Annotated in this window: 30 protein-coding genes and 1 tRNA gene; 12 read left to right on the forward strand and 19 right to left on the reverse strand. The window is 52.3% G+C overall.

Annotation, left to right across the window (positions count from 1 at the left end; all coding sequences use genetic code 11):
• Positions 1–2 precede the first annotated feature (2 nt).
• Positions 3–860 carry a LamG domain-containing protein gene (locus EDB95_RS22110; protein ID WP_133997428.1) on the forward strand — a complete coding sequence of 286 codons (858 nt, stop codon included), beginning with the start codon at positions 3–5 and terminating at the stop codon, positions 858–860.
• Between the two features lie 7 nt (positions 861–867).
• Here EDB95_RS22110 and EDB95_RS22115 read toward each other — a convergent pair whose 3' ends face one another.
• From EDB95_RS22115 to EDB95_RS22125, 3 genes are read right to left on the reverse strand one after another with little or no spacing between them, the layout of a single operon-like run.
• Positions 868–1,728, reverse strand: a complete 861-nt coding sequence (locus EDB95_RS22115; RefSeq protein ID WP_133997430.1) for a hypothetical protein — start codon at positions 1,726–1,728, stop codon at positions 868–870.
• A complete protein-coding gene (locus EDB95_RS22120) occupies positions 1,725–2,297 on the reverse strand; it encodes a methyltransferase domain-containing protein (RefSeq protein ID WP_133997433.1) in 573 nt (190 codons plus the stop codon). The genes EDB95_RS22115 and EDB95_RS22120 overlap by 4 nt, the downstream gene beginning before the upstream one ends.
• Positions 2,291–3,124, reverse strand: a complete 834-nt coding sequence (locus tag EDB95_RS22125) for a glycosyltransferase family 9 protein (RefSeq protein WP_162852730.1) — start codon at positions 3,122–3,124, stop codon at positions 2,291–2,293. The genes EDB95_RS22120 and EDB95_RS22125 overlap by 7 nt, the downstream gene beginning before the upstream one ends.
• Positions 3,125–3,190: 66 nt before the next feature.
• Here EDB95_RS22125 and EDB95_RS22130 point away from each other — a divergent pair, with 66 nt between their 5' ends.
• Positions 3,191–4,126, forward strand: a complete 936-nt coding sequence (locus tag EDB95_RS22130; RefSeq protein ID WP_133997439.1) for a glycosyltransferase family 2 protein — start codon at positions 3,191–3,193, stop codon at positions 4,124–4,126.
• Positions 4,123–5,094 (forward strand): glycosyltransferase family 2 protein, encoded by a 972-nt coding sequence (locus EDB95_RS22135; RefSeq protein ID WP_133997442.1) that lies wholly within the window; start codon positions 4,123–4,125, stop codon positions 5,092–5,094. The genes EDB95_RS22130 and EDB95_RS22135 overlap by 4 nt, the downstream gene beginning before the upstream one ends.
• On the opposite strand, the gene EDB95_RS22140 is transcribed toward EDB95_RS22135, so the two are convergent.
• Positions 5,091–6,014 carry a glycosyltransferase family 2 protein gene (locus EDB95_RS22140; protein WP_133997445.1) on the reverse strand — a complete coding sequence of 308 codons (924 nt, stop codon included), beginning with the start codon at positions 6,012–6,014 and terminating at the stop codon, positions 5,091–5,093. The two genes, EDB95_RS22135 and EDB95_RS22140, sit on opposite strands and share 4 nt — an antisense overlap.
• Position 6,015: 1 nt before the next feature.
• A complete protein-coding gene (locus EDB95_RS22145; protein WP_162852731.1) occupies positions 6,016–8,496 on the reverse strand; it encodes a YfhO family protein in 2,481 nt (826 codons plus the stop codon).
• A gap of 94 nt (positions 8,497–8,590) precedes the next feature.
• Here EDB95_RS22145 and EDB95_RS27375 point away from each other — a divergent pair, with 94 nt between their 5' ends.
• From EDB95_RS27375 to EDB95_RS22170, 6 genes are all read left to right on the forward strand, one after another.
• Complete coding sequence (locus tag EDB95_RS27375; RefSeq protein ID WP_162852732.1) at positions 8,591–8,863, forward strand: hypothetical protein; 273 nt, start codon at positions 8,591–8,593, stop codon at positions 8,861–8,863.
• Positions 8,860–10,011, forward strand: coding sequence for an ABC transporter substrate-binding protein (locus tag EDB95_RS22150; protein WP_133997449.1), 1,152 nt, complete (start codon positions 8,860–8,862; stop codon positions 10,009–10,011). Before EDB95_RS27375 ends, EDB95_RS22150 begins: the two co-directional genes overlap by 4 nt.
• A complete protein-coding gene (locus EDB95_RS22155) occupies positions 10,011–10,874 on the forward strand; it encodes an ABC transporter permease (protein WP_133997452.1) in 864 nt (287 codons plus the stop codon). Before EDB95_RS22150 ends, EDB95_RS22155 begins: the two co-directional genes overlap by 1 nt.
• A complete protein-coding gene (locus EDB95_RS22160; RefSeq protein WP_133997455.1) occupies positions 10,871–11,620 on the forward strand; it encodes an ABC transporter ATP-binding protein in 750 nt (249 codons plus the stop codon). The genes EDB95_RS22155 and EDB95_RS22160 overlap by 4 nt, the downstream gene beginning before the upstream one ends.
• Before the next feature lie 67 nt (positions 11,621–11,687).
• Positions 11,688–12,044, forward strand: a complete 357-nt coding sequence (locus tag EDB95_RS22165; RefSeq protein WP_133997458.1) for a hypothetical protein — start codon at positions 11,688–11,690, stop codon at positions 12,042–12,044.
• Between the two features lie 4 nt (positions 12,045–12,048).
• Complete coding sequence (locus EDB95_RS22170) at positions 12,049–13,068, forward strand: hypothetical protein (protein WP_133997462.1); 1,020 nt, start codon at positions 12,049–12,051, stop codon at positions 13,066–13,068.
• 50 nt (positions 13,069–13,118) lie between these two features.
• On the opposite strand, the gene EDB95_RS22175 is transcribed toward EDB95_RS22170, so the two are convergent.
• The 4 genes from EDB95_RS22175 to EDB95_RS22190 are packed head-to-tail and all read right to left on the reverse strand — an operon-like array spanning position 13,119 to position 16,178.
• A complete protein-coding gene (locus EDB95_RS22175; RefSeq protein WP_133997465.1) occupies positions 13,119–13,583 on the reverse strand; it encodes an NUDIX domain-containing protein in 465 nt (154 codons plus the stop codon).
• Positions 13,583–14,521, reverse strand: coding sequence for a magnesium transporter CorA family protein (locus tag EDB95_RS22180; protein ID WP_133997470.1), 939 nt, complete (start codon positions 14,519–14,521; stop codon positions 13,583–13,585). Before EDB95_RS22180 ends, EDB95_RS22175 begins: the two co-directional genes overlap by 1 nt.
• A gap of 2 nt (positions 14,522–14,523) precedes the next feature.
• Positions 14,524–15,306 (reverse strand): diaminopimelate epimerase, encoded by a 783-nt coding sequence (gene dapF, locus EDB95_RS22185; RefSeq protein ID WP_133997473.1) that lies wholly within the window; start codon positions 15,304–15,306, stop codon positions 14,524–14,526.
• On the reverse strand, positions 15,303–16,178 hold the full coding sequence (locus EDB95_RS22190; protein ID WP_133997476.1) for a nucleoside phosphorylase: 876 nt from the start codon (positions 16,176–16,178) through the stop codon (positions 15,303–15,305). The genes dapF and EDB95_RS22190 overlap by 4 nt, the downstream gene beginning before the upstream one ends.
• A 78-nt stretch (positions 16,179–16,256) precedes the next feature.
• Between EDB95_RS22190 and EDB95_RS22195 the strand changes: the two genes are divergently transcribed.
• Positions 16,257–16,327 (forward strand) — tRNA-Cys (locus tag EDB95_RS22195).
• A 160-nt stretch (positions 16,328–16,487) separates the two neighbouring features.
• Here the strand turns inward: EDB95_RS22195 and EDB95_RS22200 are convergent.
• Genes EDB95_RS22200 through EDB95_RS22210 form a run of 3 tightly spaced genes read right to left on the reverse strand, consistent with a single transcriptional unit; the run spans position 16,488 to position 17,677 of the window.
• Complete coding sequence (locus EDB95_RS22200; protein WP_133997478.1) at positions 16,488–17,003, reverse strand: hypothetical protein; 516 nt, start codon at positions 17,001–17,003, stop codon at positions 16,488–16,490.
• Between the two features lie 46 nt (positions 17,004–17,049).
• A complete protein-coding gene (locus EDB95_RS22205; protein WP_133997481.1) occupies positions 17,050–17,394 on the reverse strand; it encodes a HepT-like ribonuclease domain-containing protein in 345 nt (114 codons plus the stop codon).
• Complete coding sequence (locus EDB95_RS22210; RefSeq protein ID WP_133997484.1) at positions 17,387–17,677, reverse strand: nucleotidyltransferase family protein; 291 nt, start codon at positions 17,675–17,677, stop codon at positions 17,387–17,389. The genes EDB95_RS22205 and EDB95_RS22210 overlap by 8 nt, the downstream gene beginning before the upstream one ends.
• 244 nt (positions 17,678–17,921) lie before the next feature.
• On the opposite strand from EDB95_RS22210, the gene EDB95_RS22215 reads away from it, so the two are divergent.
• Positions 17,922–18,419 (forward strand): hypothetical protein, encoded by a 498-nt coding sequence (locus EDB95_RS22215; protein ID WP_133997487.1) that lies wholly within the window; start codon positions 17,922–17,924, stop codon positions 18,417–18,419.
• Positions 18,420–18,423: 4 nt separating this feature from the next.
• Here EDB95_RS22215 and EDB95_RS22220 read toward each other — a convergent pair whose 3' ends face one another.
• Positions 18,424–19,053 (reverse strand): HXXEE domain-containing protein, encoded by a 630-nt coding sequence (locus EDB95_RS22220; RefSeq protein WP_133997490.1) that lies wholly within the window; start codon positions 19,051–19,053, stop codon positions 18,424–18,426.
• Positions 19,054–19,065: 12 nt separating this feature from the next.
• Positions 19,066–19,674 (reverse strand): TetR/AcrR family transcriptional regulator, encoded by a 609-nt coding sequence (locus EDB95_RS22225; RefSeq protein ID WP_133997493.1) that lies wholly within the window; start codon positions 19,672–19,674, stop codon positions 19,066–19,068.
• A 338-nt stretch (positions 19,675–20,012) separates the two neighbouring features.
• Here EDB95_RS22225 and EDB95_RS22230 point away from each other — a divergent pair, with 338 nt between their 5' ends.
• The gene (locus EDB95_RS22230) at positions 20,013–20,426 is read left to right on the forward strand and encodes a hypothetical protein (protein ID WP_133997496.1); all 414 of its coding nucleotides are present in this window, start codon (positions 20,013–20,015) and stop codon (positions 20,424–20,426) included.
• A 491-nt stretch (positions 20,427–20,917) separates the two neighbouring features.
• Here EDB95_RS22230 and EDB95_RS22235 read toward each other — a convergent pair whose 3' ends face one another.
• The 5 genes from EDB95_RS22235 to EDB95_RS22245 form a co-directional block, all read right to left on the reverse strand.
• The gene (locus EDB95_RS22235; RefSeq protein WP_133997499.1) at positions 20,918–21,211 is read right to left on the reverse strand and encodes a hypothetical protein; all 294 of its coding nucleotides are present in this window, start codon (positions 21,209–21,211) and stop codon (positions 20,918–20,920) included.
• Positions 21,186–21,905 (reverse strand): phospholipase D family protein, encoded by a 720-nt coding sequence (locus tag EDB95_RS22240; protein ID WP_162852733.1) that lies wholly within the window; start codon positions 21,903–21,905, stop codon positions 21,186–21,188. Before EDB95_RS22240 ends, EDB95_RS22235 begins: the two co-directional genes overlap by 26 nt.
• A gap of 154 nt (positions 21,906–22,059) precedes the next feature.
• Positions 22,060–22,215: a hypothetical protein gene (locus tag EDB95_RS27380; RefSeq protein WP_162852734.1), complete on the reverse strand. Its 156-nt coding sequence runs from the start codon at positions 22,213–22,215 to the stop codon at positions 22,060–22,062.
• 198 nt (positions 22,216–22,413) lie between these two features.
• Positions 22,414–22,587 (reverse strand): hypothetical protein, encoded by a 174-nt coding sequence (locus tag EDB95_RS27385; RefSeq protein WP_162852735.1) that lies wholly within the window; start codon positions 22,585–22,587, stop codon positions 22,414–22,416.
• Between the two features lie 64 nt (positions 22,588–22,651).
• Positions 22,652–23,944: an HlyD family secretion protein gene (locus tag EDB95_RS22245; protein WP_133997505.1), complete on the reverse strand. Its 1,293-nt coding sequence runs from the start codon at positions 23,942–23,944 to the stop codon at positions 22,652–22,654.
• Positions 23,945–23,949 lie beyond the last annotated feature (5 nt).

Consider the following 23,949-nt stretch of genomic DNA (forward strand, 5'->3'; position numbering starts at 1 on the left):
TCATGAACCGAATCCTGCTTGGACTCGTAGCCATCGCGGTGGCAGCCAGCCTTACCCTACCCAATAGCGGCTGTAGCAAAACAAAAACGGTAACGGACACGGTTACCGTAAAAGACACGACCATCGTACGCGACACGTTGAAAGTACCTTATGACACGACGTACCGCCACATCAACGACAGCCTTTGGGCCTATTACCCGCTTAATGGTAACCTGGGTGACTCCTCCGGGAACAACCACGCCCTGACCCTGTTCAGCGGCGCGGCGCTGGGCATTGACATGTGGGGCAACCCCCAAAGTGCCCTGGATTTTCCGGGCGGCACCGCTCGCGGTTTGATTGCCGATGGAGGTAATTTCACTGCACCCAGCTGGTCGGTATCTTTCTTGGGGATGTACAGGACCACCCACATCGGGTTCTTCTTCACAAAGATCAACTACACGGACGCCACCGGTTATTCAATGGCCATCGGAACCGACCCTGTGGCTATCCCGGATACGATACGGATTGTACTAAGTGGAAATACCCCGGCAAATACCTGTACCAATGTGGGGTCCGTTACCAGTTATATTCTATTGGATTCTACCGGCCCCAAACTGCAGACGGATGCATGGTATCATGTGGTGGCCACTTTCTCCGCCGGTGTTTTGAAAATGTATATCAACGGCGTGCTTGTCAGCCAGCAAACCGAGCCCATTACCCAACTGGCCTATTGTTCGAATGCAGGGTTTAATTTGGGGAACTGGTGGTCACAGGACAATGGTCCGGCGCTGAACGGGAAAATCGATGAGCTTCGCATCTACACCCGGGCCATCAGCGCGACGGAGGTTTCGTATCTGTACAACAAGATCCCGAAATTCTAGAACCAGGTTACTGGAACCGTAACGGAATATCCGCTTTACCCGGCTCGTTGGGATGATCCAACCCGGGTAGCGGATATTCCCCTTTAAAGGGAGAAAGGTTCGCAGGCAGCAGGGATTTGTGCACAAAAGTCACCTCCAGTGCCTTGGGGATTCCGGTGCCGGGTATGAGGCCTGTATAGTTGTTGCCGTGCACATGGGTCAGGACGAATTCGCGGCCAGCCTCGCGCATGATCCGGGCAAACGAATCCCAAAGGATGTCCAGGTCGTGAAATTCGATCGCCATTCCGCTCAGCAAACGGCCATGACGGAGGACGTCATCCATAATGCGGAACTCGGACAGTTCTATGTCGATTTTCAGGAAAACCGATTGGTCAGGCAGACCCGCCGGCAATTGCGCCACCACGTCGTCAAAAGGCACGAAGACCCCTTCCCGGGTGTTGGACACCCCCAGTTGAAAAAAACGGTGCCGCACCCCGTCGAAAAATTGGGGAAAGGTGCGATCGGTTTTACGGGCATTCCGGGCATATCCATAGACCAGCTTCCAAAGTGCGGGCGCCTCGGCGGGGCTTTTGAGCAGACGCAGCAGGAACTTTATCGAAAACAGGTAGAGGACGCGGCTGATGTATTCCTTGTGAAAGATATCCCTGGAAACGGAAAAATCGTATCCATGGACCAAAAGGTCATCGCCCGCCTTGCGGGCGAAATCTTCTTCGAAGGACCAATCGGCATTGATCCCCAGCCCCACCAGGACCTTGGTGGGCCCCAGGATGCAGCGGTTGATAACATACCCGCCGTCCTGGTCCTGGCCAAAACGCATCAGGTCGGTGGTGGCGTACGGATGGATCAGCTCGGGGTCGTAGTGGGTCAAGACTTAGTGATTTTCAGGACGAGGATGACATTGTAGTCGATGACACAATTGCTGGCAAAAAGCGTGCTATACCGGATACCCTCGATCTTGTCCAGGGCCGCCAGCATAAAGTCCTGACCCATGTCGGCGTGGACGTGGTACATATTCAGCGGCTGGCCGGTCTTTCTACATTGGGCTTCGTATTTGACCTGGTCCGGAAAAACGAGGATAAGGGTGCCGTTTGACTTGAGGATGCGGATAAATTTACGAAGGCCTGCCCTGGTGTCTGCAAAGTCTTCGATGAGGTGGCTCGTATATACGTAGTCGTACGTATTGTCGGGAACGGGGATTTCGTCTTTGATGACGTCGCACCCGATGTCTACTTTGTCCTTCCCGGTATGTGCATAGGGTTGCGGGAAATCGATCCCGGCACAGCGTTCTTTTTTGATTTTGTCGCCTCCAAAACCTATATCACAGCCGTCTCCCACGCAATACTCCAGCACCAGGTGTCTCACCTTGGAGGTCTCTGAAGGATAGTGCAAGGGGATACCCAGCTTTCTTTTCACTTTTCTTACGAGCGTGTTCAGCATATATACTTTTGTCTCAGTGTAACAATGGCGTCGAGGACTCCTTCAGTGGTGTGCAGGCTGCACACCGGGATACCCTCGTTCCCCACGAGCCGGCACACCATGGTTTCGGGATCCGGGGCTTCGTGGAAACAACCCGCATAAGGGCAGGCGCCTTGCAAGATAAGGCCTTTCCATAACTCGGGAAAATGGCGGTATAACGGGTTCACCGCGCCGAAGAATACGATCGACGGGACCCCCAGGGCCGCGGCGATATGGCTGGGGCCGGAATCCAGGCCGATAAAAAGGGCGGCGTTGTGCAGCAGGGCCATCATTTCCCGTAGTGTGGTCTCTTTATGGGCAACGCCTTCGATGGGGGCGGGGTTCTTCCCCAACTGGTAGACCGCATAGCCTTCCCCGGCGAGGTAGGCCGACACCTGGTTCCAGTCGATCCCGTACACCTTCCGGTAGTTTTTGTCTGTAAAGGATTCGAGGTGTAAAACCACATACGGTTTTGGCGGGTGAAGGGCTTTCTCCGATGCACTCAAATACAGCCGGGGATACTCGCGGACGAGGGGGAGGCCGGCCTTTGCCTGGTAGGCTTCGAGAAAATGCCGGTGGGGAGACTGTTCATAAGCGTCGTCCAGGACAACGGTCCTCCAGCGGATGCCCAGCCTTACCAGGATCTTCCTCCAAAAAGGCAGGGAAGACCTGAAACGGACGTTGGACAGCGGATAGTTCAGGAAAAGGTCGTTGAATTTGGTGACCACCGTTAGCCGCCGGTGACGGGCAGCCAGCGCCCTGATCACAGGCTCGGTCCACAATACGTCCCCCAATGCCCTTTTTCTCACCAAATACACTTGTTTCGACGGTTTTAGGGGCCGAAAATAAGGATTTCGTTTATTTTCGCCGCCGATATGCCTGAACCGCTTATCAGTATATGTATCCCGGCCTACCGGAGGGTAGCCTACCTGGAACGGTTGCTGCACAGCATCGCCCGCCAGGATCATGCACCTTTCGAGGTGGTGTTGACCGACGATAGCCCCGACGACAGCGTCCGGGAACTGGCCGGCCGTTTCCAGGACAAGCTTCCGTTGCGGTATATAAAAAATCCCGTGGCCCTGGGGACCCCGGAAAATTGGAACGAAGGCATCCGGCAGGCCCGGGGGACCTGGATCAAGGTGATGCACGACGACGACTGGTTTGCCACCGATACCGCGCTCGGCGTGTTTGGTCGCGCGATCGTGGCTCACCCCGAGGCCACCTTCTTTTTTTCCGCCTACCAAAACGTATACGAAGAAAATGGGGTGATCGAACCAATATGGCTTGGCCCCGCAGGCCGGCGGCGGCTGGAGCGCAGTCCCTGGTACCTGTTGGGGGCCAACTATATCGGGAACCCCAGCTGTACCCTTTTCCGGAAACAGGAAGGGCTGCTGTTCGACCCCGCGTTTAAATGGGTCGTCGACTTCGAGTTTTATATCCGTTACCTGGATGCGTTTCCGCGTTACCGCTACCTGGACGAGGTATTGGTCAATGTGGGGATCAACGCCACACAGGTGACAAATTATACTTTTGGGGTGACCACCGTTCAAGTACCGGAGAACCACTTGCTCCTGGAAAAAAACGGTCGCGAACACCTGAAAAACCTGGTGGTGTACGACTACTTCTGGCGGTTGTACCGGAACCTGGGCATACGGGAAACCGCGGACATCGCGACGGCCGGGTACACGGCTCCCTTACCGCAAGCGCTCCCGTCGATGATTCGCTGGCAGTCCCGCATTCCCCGGGCCGTCCTGCGTTTCGGGCCGGCCTCCAAGACACTGATGTTTCTTCATTACCTGACCCATCTATGACCCCTTCCCTCGCGGTGATATTTGTCAACTACCGGTCCTCCAAACTCTTGTTGGACGCCCTTTCGAGTCTCTACCGGGAAACCGCCGGGACGCCCCCGGACGTATGGGTCGTCGACAATGCCTCAGGGGACGATAGCCGTGACCGTATCCTCGACGCCTTTCCAGCGGTGCAATGGATCGACATGGGGTACAATGCGGGGTTTGCCCGGGCCAACAACGCGGGGATCAGGGCCGCGGGGGACAAGGATGTGTTGTTGCTCAACCCGGATACCATCGTCCTCGACCGGGCGGTGGAGAAGGCGTATGCGCAGCTTTGCGACAGCGACTTCGTGGCCTGCGGGGTCCAGCTCCTCAACCCGGACGGGTCGCCCCAGATATCCGGCAACTTCTTTATGAAGGGGGGGCTCAACCACCTGCTGCTTTTGCCCTACTTAGGGGCGCTGCTCCGCTGGATCGGCTACCGGAGCGGGACCAAGGTCCCCAATGTCCGGGAGGCGGGGTCCGTGCATCCCGTGGAATGGGTCAGCGGTGCCTTTCTCATGGTGAAGCGGAGCGCGATCAGGCAGGCGGGGCTGATGGACGAAGACTTTTTCCTATATGCCGAAGAGGTCGAATGGTGCGCCCGTCTGGGCAAGGTGGGTCCGCTTTGTATATTCGGGGAGGAACGCATCATCCACCTGCAGGGGGAAACGGTCCAGGACGGCAAAGGCTATTCGGGGCTGACGACGCGCAAAGATTTCCAGCTCATGCTCTCCAACCACCTTAGGGTACGCAAACAGTTTGGCGTGGGGTGGTTTTTGGTGTTGCTGTTGGGGTATACGGCCGGCGTCCCTGTGTTTTTCCTCGGGAATATTTTTACCCTTAGGGGTCTTTCAGCGCCAGCGCAGTTCGCGCGCAATGTTGCACGGCTTTGGTGGTGGACGCCCCGGATCATCGGCGGCCGCCCGCATTTCTACAAAGTGCTTTAACGCTTGTTGTCAGTCAGCCCGCGCAGGGCGTCAATCCGGAAATGAATGACCGGGAGGGCTTTGGCGGGTTGGCCTTTTACGGTATAGAGTAGGCCAAGGACGATCGAACCGCACAGCTTATACAGGTATTCCGCGATTTTTTTATAGTACGCACCTGTTCCAACCGCTTTGGTTCGCACGCTTTCCCCGCGGCCGATACCGGATGCTACGCGGTACATATACTCCCGCGTCAGCTTCGACACCTCCACCACGTGTTCGACCTTTACCTCCGGGTCGTACCAGATGGTCCGGCCCAGGTTCTTGAGTTTGAAAAAGAATTCCTTCCCCTCGCCACCGATCCGGAGGGTCCCTTTGACGCCCGGCAGTTCGGTATTAAACCCACCCACCGCGTCGAAGTCCGCCTTCCGGACGACCATGTTCGACTCCAGGGGATATTTCAACGGCGCGAATTCCACGGTGTGGGGACTATAGTCAAAATTCCCCACCAGGGAGGATACGAAGTGAGACATCCACTTCGGCTCGGCGGGTATATAGCGAGGGATGATCCTGCCGCCCATTCCCCCGGCGCCCGGGTGCGTCTCAAAGAATATGATAATTCTTTTAAGGAAGTCCGGGGCCGCCACCGCGTCGTCGTCCATAAAGACCAGGAGCTCTCCCTGGGCCAGGGCCGCGCCCGTATTCCGTGCAAAGGAAGCGCCTTGTCTTTTTTCTGTAAGGAAAAGGAATTGCGTTTCCATGTGCGTGCTTATATACGCCCTGCAGCGCGATTCCGTATCGTCCTTGCTGTTGTTATCCACGACGATCACCTCGAATGCCGACCTGTCCAGCGTTTGCCGGTGCAGACTGTCCATGGCGTCGATGATATAGTCCCTTCGGTTATAGGAACAGATCACCACGGAAATCTGTACGGGTTGCTCCATGCTATGCCGTTGCCTTTGACTTTTTCCGGTATTCACCGGCAATGGCCCCGATTAAAAGCAGCAGTGTCAGGATGGACCCGATCCCCGCGATCTTCAAACCTGTATAGTACGCCGTCGGGTGGAACTCGAAACGGATGTCGTGTTTCCCTGCCGGCAGGGCCAGGCCCCGGAGCAGGTAGTCGGTTTTGACGATGGGGGCTTCCTTGCCGTCGATATAGGCCTTCCAGCCGCGGCTATAATAGATTTCGCTGAATACCGCGAATTCATTGGCGCCGCTGTTGGACTCGTAGGTGATGACGTCGTTGTCGTTTTTGACCAGGTGTACAAAGCCGGTGGTGTCGTGCTGGGGCGTAAAGGGAATGAGCGCCTTCTCGCTGTTGTCGACGATCGCTGTGTCCCTGGGGTTGAAGTTGTCCAACGCCTTCATCGCCGCACCCGGCCCGTCCACATAGTTGATCGACTGCACCAGCCAGCAGGGCCCCAGCGCACCCGGGTTGGGGACGGCTTCGACCTGGTTGGTCTGGCGGTTGGCAACGATGAAATACTTGGTGTTGAACATGTCGTACACGGCCATGTTCATCGGTTGCCTGGTCAACTGGTGTGTCATCACGTCCTGGAAGAGGGCCAGCTTTGCCGCGTGATACCCACCCACCGTATTATGGTAATAGGAGGTGATGGCGTCCTCAAAGGCGTCCGTGGTGGTATTCATGACCCGGAAGTAGCCCGGATCCTTCAGGATCTCCTGGTCGGCAGGGCTGGGATTGAATACCGCCGCGGCCTCATCCGTGTCCTTATAGGTATCGTGGTTCAGGTAGCGCGTGTCTACCATGATCAGGTCAATAAATGAAAGAACGGTCAGGGCGGCTATGGCGATGCCGGCCTTCATCTTGCCCTTGATGTAGATGAAAAGCACCCCGGCCGCCAGGACGACAAAGAGGATCGTACGCAACAGGTCCGACCCGAACAAGGCCTGCCGGTCTGCCGCTGCGCCCCCCACAATAGCCCGGCCAAGGGAGGGATCACCTTTCTTCATCTGTGTCAGCTCTTCCTGGAGCTGGAGGTCATGACTGGACTTATACGTCGCCGTCATATACAGCCCGACCAGGACCAACAGCACAACGCCGGCGGTAATGGCTGCTTTTTTGAATTGCTGGAAGGCATAAGCCTTGTCCACCTTTTCTCCGTAGAAAAGTTGCTGAAGTCCCAACACCGCCAGGAGCGGGAAGGTGAGCTGGGGAATGACCAGGCTCATCGTCGGTGAACGGAATTTATCGTACAACGGAAAGTGGTAGAACATGAAGTCGTTGAAGGCTGCGAAATTCTTCCCCCACGACAGGAGGATAGCCAGCACCGTTACGCTCACGAGCCACCATTTGTGTTTGCTCTTCAGGTAAAACAGGCTAAAGATGACCAGCATGATCATCACCGCCCCAAGATACACCGGTCCCGCCACGCTGAGCTGGTTCCCCCAGTATGCCGGGAAGGCATAGTAGAGTTGCTGCGCCAGTTGCTGGGGCACCTGGTTGTTGCTGATGGCATCCGCCAGTTTGCCGTCCTGGGGCAAGGGGTCGCCCGAACCCCCGCCGTAGACGTTCGGGGATACCAGGGTAAAGGTCTCCGTGATCCCTTCGCTCCAGGTGAACGCATAGTCCACGTCCAGCCCTTTGCTTTTCTCCAGCTTGCCCGTAGCCGTATCCAGGGTCAATGCCCCGTTCCTCAAGGTTTCCTTCGAATAGTCGTAGTTCGTCAGCAGGGTGCCCGCGTTGCTCATGACCCCCAGGCCGCCGGCCACCATGGCCAGCACGATCGACAGGCCCATCTGTTTGTATTGCTTGTTCCTAATCCACTGGACGAGATAGGCGATCCCCATACACGCCGCCATCAGCCCGCAATAATACGCGATCTGGATGTGGTTGATCGATACGAGCAGGTAGGTGAACAAGGCCGTCAGTGCCGTCCCCCACCCATATCGTCCCTCAAAGAGCAGCACCAGCGCCCCCAATAAAAAGGGCACATACCCCATCGCCCATATCTCCGTCTGGTGACCCGCGATGACCAGGACCGCACTAAAGCTCGCATACGCATAGCCCAGGCCGCCAAGGATCGCCAGCCATGGGTTCACCCGCAGCACCAGCGCCAGGAAATAAAAGGATATGCACATCAGGAAAAAATAAGAGATCGGCGTCGGCAAAAACAGGTTGAACACCTGCAGGAAATACGCCATGGGGACCGGGTTGGTCTTGTCCATCGCGATCAGGAACGCCGGCATCCCCCCGAACATATTGTTTGTCCACAAAGGATAGTGACCGTGGGTGCTTTTATACACGTCCATCGGGTGGACCGTCGCCTGCCAGTGCGTCATATCCGAACCTCCCACCGTTTTCCCATCGAGAACGGGCGAACAGTATACCACGGAGACCAGAACAAAGACCGCCAGTGCAACGATATGCGGGATCAGCTTTTTCCAATTGATTTTTGTCATATTTGGGCGAATAGATGCGAGGCAAGATAAGAGTATTTGCGGTAAATATTCAAAAGTGCCTCCCGTGTGACGGCCGTGCCTTAATTTTGATCCTATGTCCTGGCTGAGAATGGCGTCCCGGGTGGCGCTCCTGGGGAATATCGCTTTTGCGGGCTGCGTCCTGCTCCGGTACGTTACCTTTATAAAGGACCCCGTGCTGTCTTCCCTGCTCCTCATCCTAGGGTGGTTTATCGGGATCTGGTTTAATCTGGCGGTGTGCGTTACCGTGGTCATGATGCGCCGCTGGCGCTCGTCGGTGCCGTCCTGGTTGCGGTGGGTCAACGGTGTGTTTTGCGTCGTTCAATTATATTATTTCTTTTTTATATGAAGTCCGTCTCATTTTTGCTCGCGCTCGTCCTCTTTTTCGCCGCCTGCCATCCCGCAGATCGCACCATCCCCACTGTTGGTTTTGCCGACGCCTTTGTCGACAATACCCTCGACCAGGCCAAACAGGGTTTTTTCGCAGCCCTCAGCGACAGCGGTTTTTCCGAGGACAAAAAGACCGTACACATCGTATACCGCAACGCCCAGGGCAGCCCCCTCACGCTCACGCAGGTCGTTAAATATTTCGTGTCGGAGAAGGTCGACCTCATCGGCACCAACCCCTCCGCCGCCACCGTCGCCGCCCTCCAAAGCACGCGCGACATCCCTGTGTTCATGATGGTCAGCCCCATCCCCGAACAAATGAAAGAAACCGACGCCCCCAACCTTTTCGGGGTTGCCGACACCCAAGACTATATCGACACTTCCTTCGCCCTGATCAAGGACGTGGTCAAGCCCCACGGCGCCACGCTGACCGTAGGTATGATCTACAACCAGTCCGAACCCCAGTCCGTGGACGCCCTCCATCGTATCCAGGCCCTGGCCCAGCGGTTACAGGTGACCGTGGTGGCCCTCCCCGTCAATGCCACCGCCGACGTGCAACTCGTCACCCAATCCCTTTTGTCGAAAAACATCGACGCCTTTTTCGCCAATCCCGACAATACCGTCTTCGGGGCTTTCGAGACCATCATACAGTCCTGCAACAACGCCCACGTTCCCGTGTTCACCAGCGAGGCCGGGCTTGTCGCCCGGGGCGCGGTCGCGGCGTACGGCGCGGATATGTACCAATGGGGGTATCAATCGGGGGTGCAGGCGGCGCATTATCTGCGGGTCAAGGCGAGCCTTGCGGCCGGGGCCACGGCTGAAACTTCCGCAGCCTCCACGTCCACTGGGGCCGCCACGTCGGCGGCGGCTTCCTCGTCCGGGGCTGCCACGTCGACGGCTGCTTCGTCCGGGGCTGCTGCGACCACGTCTGCCGGGGCCGCAACGGCCGCATCCGCTACGTCCACATCCGCCGGTGCCCTCGACACCACCGCGCTCCACGCCGCCGGCATCCACTGGGCCCTCGTCAAGGTCCGCAAACGCGTGTATAACCCGGCCGCGGCCGCCCGTTTCGGGCTCAGCCTCCCGGCCGCCTTTCAACCCCTGCGCTGATGGAATTCTACCTGTCCGCCCTCATCCTGGGGCTTTGTTTGTCATCGGTCGCCCTGGGTATTTTCATCAGTATGAAAATATTCAGGATACCCGACATCACCACCGACGGCAGCTATACCTTAGGCGCGGTGACGACGGCACTGCTGCTCACCCACCATTGCCCGCTGTCCCTGGCCATCCCCATCACCCTTGTGGCGGGCGGACTTGCCGGTTGTCTCACCGGGCTCATCCACACCAAACTGAAAATAGACGCCCTGCTCGCGGGGATCCTCGTGATGACGGCCCTGTATTCCGTCAACCTCAGCCTGCTCGGCAGGTCAACGCTGCCCTTGGTCAATATCCCCACCATCTTTTCTTTCTGGCCTTCCGGTGGTACCTATAGCCAGCTCCTGGTGGTTTGTCTTTTCCTGCTGGCGCTCACCCTGCTGCTCAGCTATCTTCTCCGCACCGACTTCGGGGTCGCCATGCGCGCCACCGGGGACAGCGAGTCCATGACGCGGGCCCTCGGGATCAACAACGACTTTATGAAGATCATCGGTCTGGGCATCGCCAATGCCCTTACCGCCCTCGGTGGCTTCTTGGTAGCCCAATACCAGGGTTTTACCGACATCAATATGGGCATCGGCGTGGTGATCGTAGGACTCGGCTCGGTCCTGATCAGCGACCGCCTCATCCGTTGGTTCCGTATCCGCCCCATCTGGCTGCAACTGCCGGTGGTCATCCTCGGTTCCCTGGTCTTCCAGTTTGTCCTGGCTTTCACCCTTTCCATCGGGGTCGACCCCAACCTGCTGAAGCTCGTGACCGCCCTCTTTGTCCTGGCCATCGTAGGGGCCCCCGCCTTGCGTCTCAAACGAACCGCATGATCACCCTCCAGACCATCCAAAAGGTATTCAACCCCGGCGAGCCCACCCAGGTCACCGCCCTCAACGATGTATCCCTGTCCATCGAGACCGGCACCTTTGTCGTCCTCGTCGGCTCCAACGGTTCGGGCAAAACCACCCTGCTCAACATCATCGCCGGCGCGCTCGCCCCCTCCTCCGGCACCGTGCGTTTTGACGACCACGACGTCACCCGCATACCCGAATACCGGCGCAGCCGCTGGGTGGCCCGTGTCTTTCAAAACCCCCTCAGCGGGACCGCACCCGAGCTCAGCATTCTTGATAACTTCCGATTGGCCGCTTTACGCACCACGCGCAAGGGGCTCCGGATCGGCTCAGGGGAAGCTTTCCGGGCCAAGGTACGGGACCGTATAGCCACCCTGGGGATGGGGCTGGAGGCAAAGATCGACCAACCCATGGGCACACTGTCCGGCGGCCAGCGCCAGGCCCTGACCCTGTTGATGAGCGTGATGGACCATACCGAAATCCTGCTGCTGGACGAACCGACCGCCGCCCTGGACCCCCGTTCCGCCGCGCTCATCATGAAAACCGCCGACCAGATCGCCCGGACCTACCAGCTCACCACCATTCTTATTACGCATAACCTAAGGGACGCACACACCTATGGGGACCGGCTGATCCTGATGGGGGAGGGGAAGGTCGTGCGTGACCTCGACGCCGCTGCCAAGGGCAGGCTGCAACTGGTCGACCTGGCTGAATGGTTTGGCTAAATTTCCGTGTTTTTCCTCTAGGGCTCCTGATGGAATTGTTGTTATTTCGTTGACCAAACTGACTACAATGGCCATAAAACCGGTATCCAAGCCGCTGGTTTCGCTTACGATCGATGAGCCCCAGGTCCACCTCACTATCACTATCGGCAACTTCCATGTCGGCGGTAGCTTCGTGCAATTCGAGGATCAGACCGCCCCGGTTGCCAAAGGCAACATCTCCCAGTTGCTACTGGGTGAAAAGGCCGTTCTTGCCGGCAGGAAGCTAAAGATCATTACCTCCGTCATCACCGCCAACAGCGTCACCAACAACATCGCCGTGACGATTGCGTTCCAGGGCACGGCCACCGAGCCCGGTGTTATCCATGACACGGTGGACAATACCGGAGACTATTATATACTGACCACGGAATATCAATTTCAATAGTTCGATGAAGTTTTTACCTCTGTTGCTGTTTTCTTTAACGGCTGTCATTCCGCTCGCCCTTTGCGCGCAGCAAAAAACCGACAGCCTCGACGTGAGCGACCTTTATACCCCCGCCAGCACGGGTTTTACCCTCATGGACAAGGCGCCCACCTCCGTCGACAAACCCACCACCACGAAGGCGATCGAGGCCGACATCCTGAACCTCGCCCAAGGAGCGGCCGTCCAGGTTACCCCCTTTTGGCTAAAGAACCACAACAACCTCAAAGCCGAAGACTTCACCAAACATACCACCCCCTTTTTCGAGACCCTCAACTTCTCGCTTGCGACCGTTAAAACCGATTCCAACTATGCCATCGGGCTCGGGTTTCGGACCCAGTTGGTCCGGATCTATTCGTTTGGCGCCACCGGCTCGTTGCGGGGGAAACAGCAAGCCATGGAATCCCTCCTGGCAGACCTGGGGCCCGCTTACGCCAGGGGAGACACTGCTGCCGTCCGGCTGGACACGGTGCGCATCGATTCTATTTCCCGGGACTATGCTGCTTTGATCCGTCGTCCGGTTTTTGTCACCGAGATCGCCGGTGGCTCCGTCGCCACTACCTCTAGCGCACCCAACAGCAGCATCGGCCAGGCTCACCTGGCGCGGTCCGGCGCCTGGTTAAACATCCGGTACAGTCCGTTCCAATTGCCGCTGGATTTCGTGGGGGTTGTCAGGTACTCCACCGCTGGAACACGGGCGGTCACGTCCACCCGCGACTCCGCCTTCTTTGACTATGGGGTGGGGGTGTTTTACGGGCGAGGGCATTTCGCGTTGTCAGCCGAATACCTCAACCGCTACGACGTCTCCCTCCAGAAGTCTTATGACCGATTGGCCGCCGCCGTCAATTATAAGATCAGCAACCAGATCATCATCGTGGGCGCCTTTGGGAAGAATTTCGATAATGTCGAGAATTTGTTTACGACCCTTGGAGTGAATTTTGGGTTGTCGAAGAATACGGTACAGGTGGCGAAGCCGGCGGTGCCGTAGGTATTCCGCCGCCGTTTGCCGGCCCCGCCAGGCCTTCGGCGCCCGCCCCGTCAGGCCTTCCGGCGCCCCTTCACGATCTCCGCCACCACCTTGTCAATCGGTAGCGTGACCATGTCCTCTCCGAAGGCGTCCCATTCGATAAACCGGAACGTCTCCGTCTCGCCCGTCGCCTGGTATACCTCCATTTGTCGCTCATCGAAGTCGAAAGGCTTATCGCGCAACGGAGCCTTGATCCGCTCCAGCGGCGTTACGTAATAGTAGATAGAAATAATCTGGTAATTGGGATTGAACGCAGACATCTGGTAGAAATCTGTCGTATAGAGGTGGTCGTCCACCCGGACGTCCAGGTCCATTTCTTCCTTGAATTCCCGTTTCAGACAGTCCCGGGTTCCCTCCCCAAACTCCAGGCCACCGCCCGGGAATTTAGTGATATACGCGCCACGGATATATTCATCGCTCACCAAAACTCTTTTCAGGTCATCCACCAGGAGACCATAAACGCGGACGTTGATCATCAGAAGTATTTATTCCGGATAAAAAAGGCACAGGCACTCCCTGAGATCGCCAGGCACACCAAGGGCACTATGAAAAAGGTAGCCGGAGAATCGCCAAACGGCAAAGGGATCTTCATGCAAAACAAAACCGCCACCAAAAGCGGCAGCGACAACACCACGCCCGTGGCCGTCAGCCAACGCAGGCTACTGTTCCGGTCCCCGGCCAGGATGTTCGAAAACGCGTTCATCGTGCTCGCCAGGATGTTGGTGTAGATGTTCGCCATTTCCAGCGCCTGCGCATTGTCCACGATCAGATCCTCCAGAAATTCGCGTTCCTCTTCATTCAGTTGCAGGAAACTCGTCCGCATCAGCTTAGCCATCAGCGTTTCGTTCGACCGAAGCGCTGTCACGAAATAGACCATGCTTTTCTGGATCCGCACCAACTGGTGAAGGTCCTCATTCCGCCCGTGCTGGTACAACCGTTGTTCCAACTGATTCCTCTTCTGGTTCGCCTCCTTCAGGAATTCCATAAAGTTCTGGACCACCTTCTCGAAGATCTTCAACACCATCATATTCTTCTTATCCGGGTTCCGGTTTTTGAACGTATTCAGGAATTTCTTGATGGCCCCGTTCTCGAAAGAATTCACCGTCACGATCTGCCCATGCGTCAGGATGATACAGATCGGAATCGTGATATAATAGGCGTCGCTTTCGTTAAAGGAATTGTTCTCCGTGGGCGTATTCAGGACGATCAGCTTTACATTCTCCGAGGTCTCATACCGGCTCCGCTCGTCAATATCGAGCGAGTCCGTCAGAAAGTCGATAGGGATGTCAAGCGTTTCGGAAAGGTCAGCAAATTCCTCCTGCTTCAGCGGAGGGAGGATATTTACCCAAATGCCGTTTTCCGGCTTGTCGATCTCGATGGTCTGGCCCCCCGAGTTCTTAAAATACTGGATCATTGCTATAAAGGTAGTTCGATTTCTCCTTTGAACACAAAGGTCGCCGGCCCACACAGCCAAATGTCCTCAAAGTCATTGTCGCCCACCTTTGTAAACTCCACCTGGAGCCTTCCCCCCAGTGTCTGCACATCCACCTTCCCCGGTCCGTTCGACCGCGCGCCCACCAGGGCCGAAGCCGTTACCCCCGTCCCACAGGAATACGTTTCATCCTCCACCCCCCGCTCATACGTCCGGACATAAATGCTGCCGTCTCCGTTCAACTCCACGAAATTCACGTTGATCCCCTTTTCCGAAAACGGGGCACTATACCGGATCGCCGCTCCTTCCTTTGCTACGTCCAGGTCCGCCACCTTTTCCACGTGCTTTACATAATGCGGAGAGCCCGTATCCAGGATGAAATGGTCGTTTTCTTTCTTAATTGCGCGCACCGGGTTCATGTGCAACCGCACCCAATCCCCATTCCCCAATGTCCCCTCATGCTCCCCGTCCGCCGCGGTAAACGATGCGCTATGCCCGATCAACCGCAGCTTATGCGCAAACCGGACGATGCTCCTCCCCCCGTTCCCACACATGCTCCCTTCCCGTCCGTCCGCGTTAAAATACTTCATGTCAAAGTCATACCCCTGCTTTTTGTTCAGCAACATCAACCCGTCCGCCCCAATCCCAAACCGCCGGTCGCACAACCACTTCACCTGTTCCGTCGTCAGCCCGCTGTACAACCCTTCCCGGTTATCGATCAGGATAAAATCATTCCCCGTAGCCTGGTATTTGAAAAATGGAATCATAACTCCGTTTGTTCTAAAATGGACAATGTTTTCCGGATCAGCGATTCTATTGTTTTGGCCCCATCCTTTGTGAAGGTCCCCTCCACCCGGTTCGCCACGATGGCATTCAAGCTCAGGCACGCATGCCCCAGCAACCGCCCCAACCCATATATACCCGCCGTCTCCATCTCAAAATTAGTGATCCTATGTGCACCAAACCGGAAATCCCCCAACCGGTCGATCAATTCCGGGTACATCAGCCCCAGACGGAGCACTCTCCCCTGCGGCCCATAAAAACCTGGACACGTCACCGTAATCCCCCGGTGGAACCCCTCCACAAAGTGCTTCATCAACGAAGACGCCGCCCCGCTGATATAAGGCGGTGTCCCATTCAGCCCTGTATGCGTCACAAATGCATGCACCAGCTGTTTCTCCTCATCATTCGGCTGCGCCCGGTAAAAATGCAACAGGTTATCCAACCCCAGCCCATGCGTAGACGCCAGGAAGCTGTCCACCGGTACATCTTTCTGCAACGACCCCGACGTACCCACCCGGACGATTCTCAGCGACGTCAGCTGATCCTTCACCATCCTCTTCTCCAGGTCGATGTTCACCAGCGCATCCAACTCGTTGAATACTATATCGATATTATCCGTCCCAATCCCCGTCGACACCACCGTCAGCCGCTTTTTCCCCACCCGTCCCGTATGCGACACAAACTCACGGTGCTGCCGCCTCACTTCGATACTGTCGAAATGCTTGCTCACCTCCTTCACCCTGTCCGGATCCCCCACCGTCACCACCGTATGCGCCACTTCTTCCGGCCTCAAATCCAAGTGATACACCGCCCCTCTCTCATTGAGGATCAATTCCGAATCCGCGATCTTCTGCATATCCACCAAATTTCGGAAATATTTCTAAAAATCAATCATTTACCCTATTTTTGCAACCCCGCTAACGCGGGCTTTTTTGGTCCTGTGGCCGAGTGGCTAGGCAGAGGTCTGCAAAACCTTTTACAGCGGTTCGAATCCGCTCGGGACCTCGAAAAGAACACCCTTCTCCGCAAAAACCGCTCTATTTGGGGCGGTTTTTTATTTACAACGAATCGGACGCGAGCTCGCTCGCGGTCTGCGCAGCGGCAAAAGCTGCCTAGCAATTAAGCGAATTCCTATGGAGATTGAAATAGCGCCAGCAAGCTCTAATCAATTCGTCAACTCAGATGACATGATTTCGGTCAACCTCTGGCCCAATGAGTCGGGCGTATCCCACCAAGATAGTTTGTCCTTCATTGCCCCGTTTGATATTGAATCTATGATAAAGGCCTTAGTCTTTGGGCCAAAGTATAACTGATCTTGGACTAAGATGGAAAAGTATTCGGCCCTAAGTTCTGCAGCGTCTTTAGAAATAAAGTAGTTTTTCGGAACGACCTCAAGCTGGTGATCCATCGGGTTAATTATGAAGGTGTCGAAGTTATTGTGGATTTTGTATGCCATCATTTCCTGAATCCCAGGAAGCTTATAGAAAAGCTTTGTAGTCTTATCGAGCAGGTCAATTTTTCTTTCCAACAAGAGTTTCTTGTCGTTTTCTCGCGTTTGGCGAATGCCGATATAGGATGTAATGAAAACGGTAGTCAAAGTAAAAGCTCCCGAAAGGACGGCGATCAGTACAGACTTTGTGAAGTTAGATAGCTCTCTTTTTTGAGAATTTGTCGTCATCATTCTAAAATGAGCATATAGTTTTTAATTGCGGAGAAAGTGAAGTATTTCAGTTGATTTTGCCTAAAATATCCTTGATCTCTGTTATTAAAGTTGAAAGAAATTGCTCTTTTACTAACCAAACGATTTTATTGTCAATGCCAAAATAGTCATGCACAATCCTATTCCGAAACCCCCTTATCCTCTGCCAATCTATATTAGGATTTTGAGTCCGGATTTCCTCCGGCAGCCTGTTAGCCGCCTCCCCAATAATTTCAAAGTTCCGAATAACCGCATCGACAGTCTTACCATCCTCAACGAATTCCTCATATGAAAGCCTCTCCGTATAAGACAAAATCTTATTGGAACTCTCAATAATATCTTGCAATAAAAGTTGTGGATCTCTACTAGACATAAAGTATTTCGGACTCAATAGCCCGATAATATTGCGGCTTTATACCCGCTTTGGAAACAAGGTCGACTTTTCGATCGAGCAGTTGCTCTAGTTCGTCCGCCAAATCGACGAATTCGATACCAATAGGCTGGCTAAAGTCGACCACAATATCGATGTCGCTTTCTGGTCTGAAATCGGTTCTTACAATAGAACCGAACAGGCCAATGGAATTGACATGGTACTTTTTAGAGAGTTCGGGTTTTGCCCGACGAAGTTTCTCCTGTATGGTCGACAGATAACTCACTTTACAAATATACAATAAGTTCGGGTTGGCCCTAGGCTACCAGGATAGATATTAATGCATTGAAAATCAATTGAAAATAATTTTATGCCGCGCCGGAAAGCCACGCAAGCAGCTACAGGTCTCTTATAAAAGGGGTCTTATTATTGATGGTGCAGCGAACGCGAGTTTACCCGCAGTCCGCGACGCACCAGGATAACCCACCCGGATTTTGCGCTTCACCCACCACAGCGTATATTTAATATATATGAAAAGAGTCATTTATATACTGCTGTATATAATATTGATAATCACAATTTTCTTTGGATTAAGCGATCGAATTATTTATGGGCAACAGCAAGACCTCCTGCGTTGGCTTCCTTTCATTCTTTTATTTGTAGTGAATCCAATACTTGTCTTTCTTATTGCCAGGACATTTGAAATCAAAAAGAATACGGTTATAGGAATAGCCGCACTGTCCGTATTGGTTTGGGGCCCCCTTTATGGAATTTATTTGAATAAGATGAAGGACAAGGAATTGACTTTACACGGAAAACCGACTATGGGAATTGTATATAAAAAATGGCATACTAGCGGGCGGAACAGGCATGAATGGCTGCTAAAGTGCCGTTTCTATGTAAATGGCGTGGAATATTCCACATTTAGCGAAGAGGATAAATACAATCAATACAAAATCGGAGACACGCTGCATGTTGTCTACGCAGAACGTACACCAACAAATTGTGAAATTTTGGAATTGAAGTAGCAGACTATAGCCGATTTTCTTTTTTTATAAGCGGCTTTAAAATCTTACCCCCCCACAACCCTAACAAAACCTGACAAAGTAATCCTATAGCCAGCCCGGTTAACTGAGCTTTCGTTGAAACAATATGATTCGACGCGAAGTAATAGATAACATACACCCCCAGAGGAATTTTAAAAAGCACACTTACAATAAGCCCCGGGTTGTACCCCTTGAATTTAAGCGCCATCACCACACGAGGAAGAGAATTGATCACCGAAAAATAGGCTGTCCAAAGCCCTATGGAGAGGGCAAATTGTCCCGATAAAATGGCAGAAACGGGAAATGCAATAAAAATCAGTGCGATGTTGACCCAAAAAGACCGTGCCTTTGTAAAAGGGAAGTCGGACTTGTCAGAGCCCAATACCTTTTTATTGAAAAAACCGGCAAATCCCCCAGGTAATATATACTCTTCAAATTGTTGTAGGAAACAAACAGGGGTTTGCAGCCAAAGCAGAAACAAGGCGTAGTTATTGTTTTTAACGTACAGGGTTAACATCGCGGACACAAATACCGCAAGGAAAATGGTTGATTTGTTCCAATTGTCATACAGCCACGCCAGATTAAAACGATTGTTTGAAACATCTGTTCGATTCATGGGTAAATTTTTTTAGATTTTGATGGAGTCCCAGATGATGTCAGCGATTTGCTTTTTTCTTTCATTGATTTTGTGCACGTATTGCAGCTCGGTCAAATTAAAAAGCTTCATCATCAAGGGTCTGTTTATAAACGGAAAAATCGTCAGCGCTTGAATGTTCAATAACAGGTCTTCCGCTTTAATCTTTTTTATAACGCCCTTTTTTGACTCGGCATCTATTTGTTTTGTCAGAACGGCTAAGAACTCTTTCGTTGACACCTTACCGATCAGTGATAGAACAATACCAGGGTTCCTGTTTACCTCACTCATGACGAAAACAGGCAATTCGGGAAACGCAGAAAATTTGTTTGTATCCAGTTCAACAATTTGAGCAATCTTATCCCTAAGCGGCAAATCGGCATTCAAATAAGTGGCTATGACGGCAAAAAAATGTTGGAACTCCTCCTGGAAAATGCTGCTGAACAGCTTTTCCTTACTTCTGAAGTAGTAGTTGACCATGGATTTGGTCGTTCCCGCTTCATCGGCGATATCCTGAACCGTAGTGCCGTCAAATCCTTTGGAAGTGAAAATTTTCCTGGCAGCATTCCGGATAACCGTTTCTGTGTTTAATACGTCACTCATGATACAAGTGTTTCGAACAAGTGTTCGAAAAGCAAAAGTAGTTATTTTTTAATATTCTTAGACAGGGTTGTCCAACTAAAGTGGGGCAACATTTTATTTATTTAAATTATTGATTATCAGTCGAAAAATTTGCCGGGTAATTAAGGTCCATCCGGTTGTTTTTTATTTTACCCAAATTCAATATTGCCGATGCTTTTGTTACTTTTCCATAAGTTTGGAAACATTTCGGAGCGGCCACGATGCTATTTATATCGTCTGTTTGGGTATCGATACTGTAATAGATGATTTATTATTGCTTGAGTAAAAGAAGCGCAGAAACCCAATTTAATCGAGATATTATGTATAAACTGAAGACAAAATTGAGTCATTTCAGGTTCAATAGCATAATTAGAAGGGAAATCTATACTGTTGAATGGTATAAATACAATCCAGATACGGACAAAATGGAGGGTCTTACGCATAACGAACTTGTCCTCTTCACCAATTTTGCAGCAGCTAACTCAATGAATTTTGGAGGCGAGAAGAATTATGCAATTGCAGAGAATGACGCTTCTTTGGTAGATACTGTAGATGCGTTTCCAATTGGACTCAATGGAATTCCATCGTATTATATCCTAAGGTCTAGCCCTGAGCTTTCAAAAGACGGTTCGCTTTTCAGTGCTATGGATATTGTTTTACAGAATGGGCTCAGTGATCATCACAAGTATAATTTACCATTTGCTGTTGTAGGGAGGAGAATTGATATTGAGTAGCCGAAAAATAATATTTATGTTGATATTGTCTTTAAAAATGGCGCTCCTTCGAATAGCCTCAAAAGCTTTTCTTTATGCGTGAAATTGAGATCGGCAAGAATTGAATAGAGTAGTGCGTTCTGAGTTTTACAGAATTGCCGGTACATTTTATTCGTTATAAAGAAGTATCGTCTGCTTTGGGGCCTATTAGGATTTCGGAAAATGATGTCTTGTAAGGCCTTCTGAGAAGGTTTGAATATGAATATGAAATAGAATTGAGCATTGTCTGTTTGAATTTCTTCGGGAGATTTTATCAAATTTTGGACTGAGCTATAGTGAACTTTCTTGGGGGATCGCAAGTAGGTTTTGCTTTGATTAACTTTGACAATGGCCTTTTCTGTCTCGGGATCTGGGTTCCCGGTCACGAAGAAAGTGTGATGCCGCTTAAGACGGCCCAGGTTGATGGTGCGGGTCGTGAAGAATTGTTTCAGTAGAGACAAGATCGCTTGCTTCTACTGAACAATTAGTCTTGCCCAGGTGTAGTAGGTGAATTCGCAAAGATAATCTGGCCGTCTGGAGGGGTTGTCATAGGTGATGTGAGCATTGATGGTACGGCGATTGCTGTTATTTGTAATGGTTAAATGACTCCCCGTTTCTGCCAGGCCGATAGTGATTTTTTGGTGCCCTTCCTTGGTTCCTATACTAAAGTATTCGGTATTGGGAATTTGAATAATTTTATCAGGAATATCAGTCAAAGGACTTGTGGAGGGTTTAGGTTTTTTAGAGACCATATAAGTTCTGAGCATCTTTCCAATACTTTTTCAAAATGGGTTTGCTGACGCTGGTTTCGCCTCCAGAAAGTTCACCAGAGAAATGGCAGTATCTTTCGGCATATTCGGGGTTGCCAAACTCTTTCCATTTTTTATAAGCATCCGGAGATAAAGGCTTGTCTATATTGAACGGAATTTCAACCCCTGTCCGAATGCAGAAACCGATACCTTTTTTGGTTGTTTTTAGCGCTTTCCCATTCGTAGGAGAAGGTATGACATCTCCTGAAGTCTGAATTACATATAAGCGGCTTGTTTCAATAATATATTGGACCTCATTCAAAGTATCTTGAAATAATTGAGAGTCTGAAGGAAGAGCCTTTTCTGCAAGCACACCCATTTCCTTGTTGTGGTCCATCGAGAATTGATAGAGATTCATCGAAGTAATGATCATGCGATCGGCGCTGGTGTAACATTTAGCATGTAAGTCTTCGTGGAATCGCAGAGTCACGTGGCGGAGGGTTCGAAAGTAAACGATGTCGTCCGGGCTCAAATTTGGTTCACGAAAGATCAGCGTAGTCCTTTTACCCTTTTTGTCTCTATAAGCTAGCAGTTCCCGAAAGTCTTTGGATAGTTGTAAATAAGGGGAAATGAGAATCAAATCGGAGCCGGAGTTTTTAATGAGGTCGGAGATTTCCGCGGCACATTTCCGAGTATCTAGGAATTTGGCCATTTTTCTGCGATTTATTAGGCAGGTGATAGCGAATGATGTAAGATAGGCGGAAATGGCCAAATCTGCAATAGCGGAGTATTGCGGATTGTGTAACTGCATATAAGGATGCTGAACCAGGATAAAAAAAGCTGGCCCGAGCGGGCCAGCTTTTCACTTACCGTGTCATAATCACCAACGGCGGCCTCGGACTATTATCCGTCCCCCCTCCGTTAATCTTACTCAACTGAACACTGGAGGTAATGGCGTTGTCGCGCTTAGCAAAATCAGACAAGGTCAGCTTCGAAGCGGCAACAGGATTTTTCTTTTTCATACAATCTCGTTTTTAGCGAACAATAATAATCAACGGCGGCCGCGGATTGGAATCGGATTCCCCTCCGTTGACTTTGCTCAACTGAACATTGGAGGTAATGACGTTGTCGCGTGTAGCGAAATCAGACAAAGACAATCTGGCCGGCTGCTTTGGTGCGGCCGTCGGGTTCTTTTTTTTCACATTCATATACGTTTGGTTTTAGCGGGTGATAATGAGCAATGGAGGACGGGGGCCGGCGTCGGCTTCTCCCCCGTTGACCTTGGTCAGCTGGATGTTGGAGGTAATGACGTTGTCGCGGGTGGCAAAATCGGACAGGGAGAGCCTGGCCGGCGAAGTGCTGTCAAAGGCGGGCTTCTTCTTTTTCAGGTTCATGGCTTTAAAATTTAGGGATGATTACTAAATCTAATAAATTAAGTTAATATTTCCCGTTAAAATTTTACTTTCTCTCAAATAGTTGACGAAGGCTGAACAGGAGGCGTCCTATCAACCGCCGGTCTTGGGTAATGATCTCAGCCGTCCCTTCGAGGGAGGGGGAGAAGGGAATAGTCTGGTGATAGGTGGTGGTCAGCCTTTGCGGCAGCCGTATGTTGACGATATAGTTGTTGTTGCTGTTGGGTACGAGGGAGATAGAGCCGACTACGCCCCAAATCGACCCGTACTCATAATAAGGATGGCTGTCCAGCTTGATCTGTACGCGTTGCCCGGGCCGGATCTTACCCGAATTTTGGATGGGGATGAGCGCTTTTCCGATCAGCTCGTCGGATTGTTCGGGGATGAGGACCATGATGACGTCCCCCTTTTTGACGTATTGGTTGTTCTTCCAGATGTTGAGGAAGGAGGTCTTGCCGTCGGTCACGCTCCGCAGCACGTACTTGTATTCCCAGGCAATAATATCGGCGTTGATCTTTTTGATAACTTCGGCCAGGTTGGAGGTGTAGAGCTCCATGTTTTGCCGGAATTCGATTTCATAACTCCGGACGTCGTTGTTGAGCTCGGCGATGCGAAGGCCGGCATTCAATACATTGATGTCTTCCTGTTGCTTGTTTTTCCTGGATTCGATGAGCACCCGTTCGTCCTTTTCGAGGTCTTGGGCGGAGATCACATTCCCGTCTTTTAGCTGTTTGTTGCGGGTGTAGTCTTGCCTGGTGAGGTCGGCATCCCGGGCGGATAAGTCGTTTAGGGAATCGTATTTGCCCAGGAGGCGTTGATAATCGCCAATTTTGGCTTTTGAAGCGAGGATTCCATTTTGCTGCAGGTTCCCCCTTATGTAAAACAAATAATCTTCGTACTGTTTTTGAAAATTGGCAAAGTCAGTTTGGATCTCTCCGAGCTGCAGGTTGGTGCGGACCCGATGTTGGGAGAATTGGTTGGGAAGGGCCAGCGAGTCCAGGAAATTGTTCAGAAGTGCCTTTATGTAAAAAACGTCTTCAGAACGCGCAGGATTCTCAATGATACCCAGTACATCGCCTTTATGGATCGAATTGTCATCCTGAACCGTCAACTGGATGCGGCCATCGGATTCCGCCACCACGGATACGGGGGGATTGGAACTAGTGATCTGCACACGCGCCGTCAGTATATCGGGGTATTTGATGATCCAGGCAAAGACAAGCAGGATACCCATTAACAGGAGAATGGACAAAAGCCCCCAGGATAGTATCCTGCCCGGCATTTTCCCGATGATGTCGTGGAGCGACTCGGTCCCCCCGTATACGCCCGGATTTTCCATAGTAG

It is taken from the genome of Dinghuibacter silviterrae (genome assembly GCF_004366355.1).
Taxonomy (GTDB): Bacteria; Bacteroidota; Bacteroidia; order Chitinophagales; family Chitinophagaceae; genus Dinghuibacter; species Dinghuibacter silviterrae.

What these genes read in the sequence shown, in the direction of transcription:
- EDB95_RS27375 (WP_162852732.1), top strand. Translation starts at nt 8,591, where the DNA reads ATGTCCTGGCTGAGAATGGCGTCCCGGGTGGCGCTCCTGGGGAATATC.
- EDB95_RS22215 (WP_133997487.1), top strand. Translation starts at nt 17,922, where the DNA reads ATGAAAAGAGTCATTTATATACTGCTGTATATAATATTGATAATCACA.
- EDB95_RS22110 (WP_133997428.1), top strand. Translation starts at nt 3, where the DNA reads ATGAACCGAATCCTGCTTGGACTCGTAGCCATCGCGGTGGCAGCCAGC.
- EDB95_RS22135 (WP_133997442.1), top strand. Translation starts at nt 4,123, where the DNA reads ATGACCCCTTCCCTCGCGGTGATATTTGTCAACTACCGGTCCTCCAAA.
- EDB95_RS22170 (WP_133997462.1), top strand. Translation starts at nt 12,049, where the DNA reads ATGAAGTTTTTACCTCTGTTGCTGTTTTCTTTAACGGCTGTCATTCCG.
- EDB95_RS22235 (WP_133997499.1), bottom strand. Translation starts at nt 21,211, where the DNA reads ATGCTCAGAACTTATATGGTCTCTAAAAAACCTAAACCCTCCACAAGT.
- EDB95_RS22200 (WP_133997478.1), bottom strand. Translation starts at nt 17,003, where the DNA reads ATGATGACGACAAATTCTCAAAAAAGAGAGCTATCTAACTTCACAAAG.
- EDB95_RS22220 (WP_133997490.1), bottom strand. Translation starts at nt 19,053, where the DNA reads ATGAATCGAACAGATGTTTCAAACAATCGTTTTAATCTGGCGTGGCTG.
- EDB95_RS22120 (WP_133997433.1), bottom strand. Translation starts at nt 2,297, where the DNA reads ATGCTGAACACGCTCGTAAGAAAAGTGAAAAGAAAGCTGGGTATCCCC.
- EDB95_RS22165 (WP_133997458.1), top strand. Translation starts at nt 11,688, where the DNA reads ATGGCCATAAAACCGGTATCCAAGCCGCTGGTTTCGCTTACGATCGAT.
- EDB95_RS22240 (WP_162852733.1), bottom strand. Translation starts at nt 21,905, where the DNA reads ATGGCCAAATTCCTAGATACTCGGAAATGTGCCGCGGAAATCTCCGAC.
- EDB95_RS27385 (WP_162852735.1), bottom strand. Translation starts at nt 22,587, where the DNA reads ATGAACCTGAAAAAGAAGAAGCCCGCCTTTGACAGCACTTCGCCGGCC.
- EDB95_RS27380 (WP_162852734.1), bottom strand. Translation starts at nt 22,215, where the DNA reads ATGAAAAAGAAAAATCCTGTTGCCGCTTCGAAGCTGACCTTGTCTGAT.
- EDB95_RS22145 (WP_162852731.1), bottom strand. Translation starts at nt 8,496, where the DNA reads ATGACAAAAATCAATTGGAAAAAGCTGATCCCGCATATCGTTGCACTG.
- EDB95_RS22245 (WP_133997505.1), bottom strand. Translation starts at nt 23,944, where the DNA reads ATGGAAAATCCGGGCGTATACGGGGGGACCGAGTCGCTCCACGACATC.
- EDB95_RS22180 (WP_133997470.1), bottom strand. Translation starts at nt 14,521, where the DNA reads ATGATCCAGTATTTTAAGAACTCGGGGGGCCAGACCATCGAGATCGAC.
- EDB95_RS22155 (WP_133997452.1), top strand. Translation starts at nt 10,011, where the DNA reads ATGGAATTCTACCTGTCCGCCCTCATCCTGGGGCTTTGTTTGTCATCG.
- EDB95_RS22205 (WP_133997481.1), bottom strand. Translation starts at nt 17,394, where the DNA reads ATGTCTAGTAGAGATCCACAACTTTTATTGCAAGATATTATTGAGAGT.
- EDB95_RS22130 (WP_133997439.1), top strand. Translation starts at nt 3,191, where the DNA reads ATGCCTGAACCGCTTATCAGTATATGTATCCCGGCCTACCGGAGGGTA.
- EDB95_RS22225 (WP_133997493.1), bottom strand. Translation starts at nt 19,674, where the DNA reads ATGAGTGACGTATTAAACACAGAAACGGTTATCCGGAATGCTGCCAGG.
- EDB95_RS22230 (WP_133997496.1), top strand. Translation starts at nt 20,013, where the DNA reads ATGTATAAACTGAAGACAAAATTGAGTCATTTCAGGTTCAATAGCATA.
- EDB95_RS22150 (WP_133997449.1), top strand. Translation starts at nt 8,860, where the DNA reads ATGAAGTCCGTCTCATTTTTGCTCGCGCTCGTCCTCTTTTTCGCCGCC.
- dapF (WP_133997473.1), bottom strand. Translation starts at nt 15,306, where the DNA reads ATGATTCCATTTTTCAAATACCAGGCTACGGGGAATGATTTTATCCTG.
- EDB95_RS22140 (WP_133997445.1), bottom strand. Translation starts at nt 6,014, where the DNA reads ATGGAGCAACCCGTACAGATTTCCGTGGTGATCTGTTCCTATAACCGA.
- EDB95_RS22160 (WP_133997455.1), top strand. Translation starts at nt 10,871, where the DNA reads ATGATCACCCTCCAGACCATCCAAAAGGTATTCAACCCCGGCGAGCCC.
- EDB95_RS22190 (WP_133997476.1), bottom strand. Translation starts at nt 16,178, where the DNA reads ATGCAGAAGATCGCGGATTCGGAATTGATCCTCAATGAGAGAGGGGCG.
- EDB95_RS22175 (WP_133997465.1), bottom strand. Translation starts at nt 13,583, where the DNA reads ATGATCAACGTCCGCGTTTATGGTCTCCTGGTGGATGACCTGAAAAGA.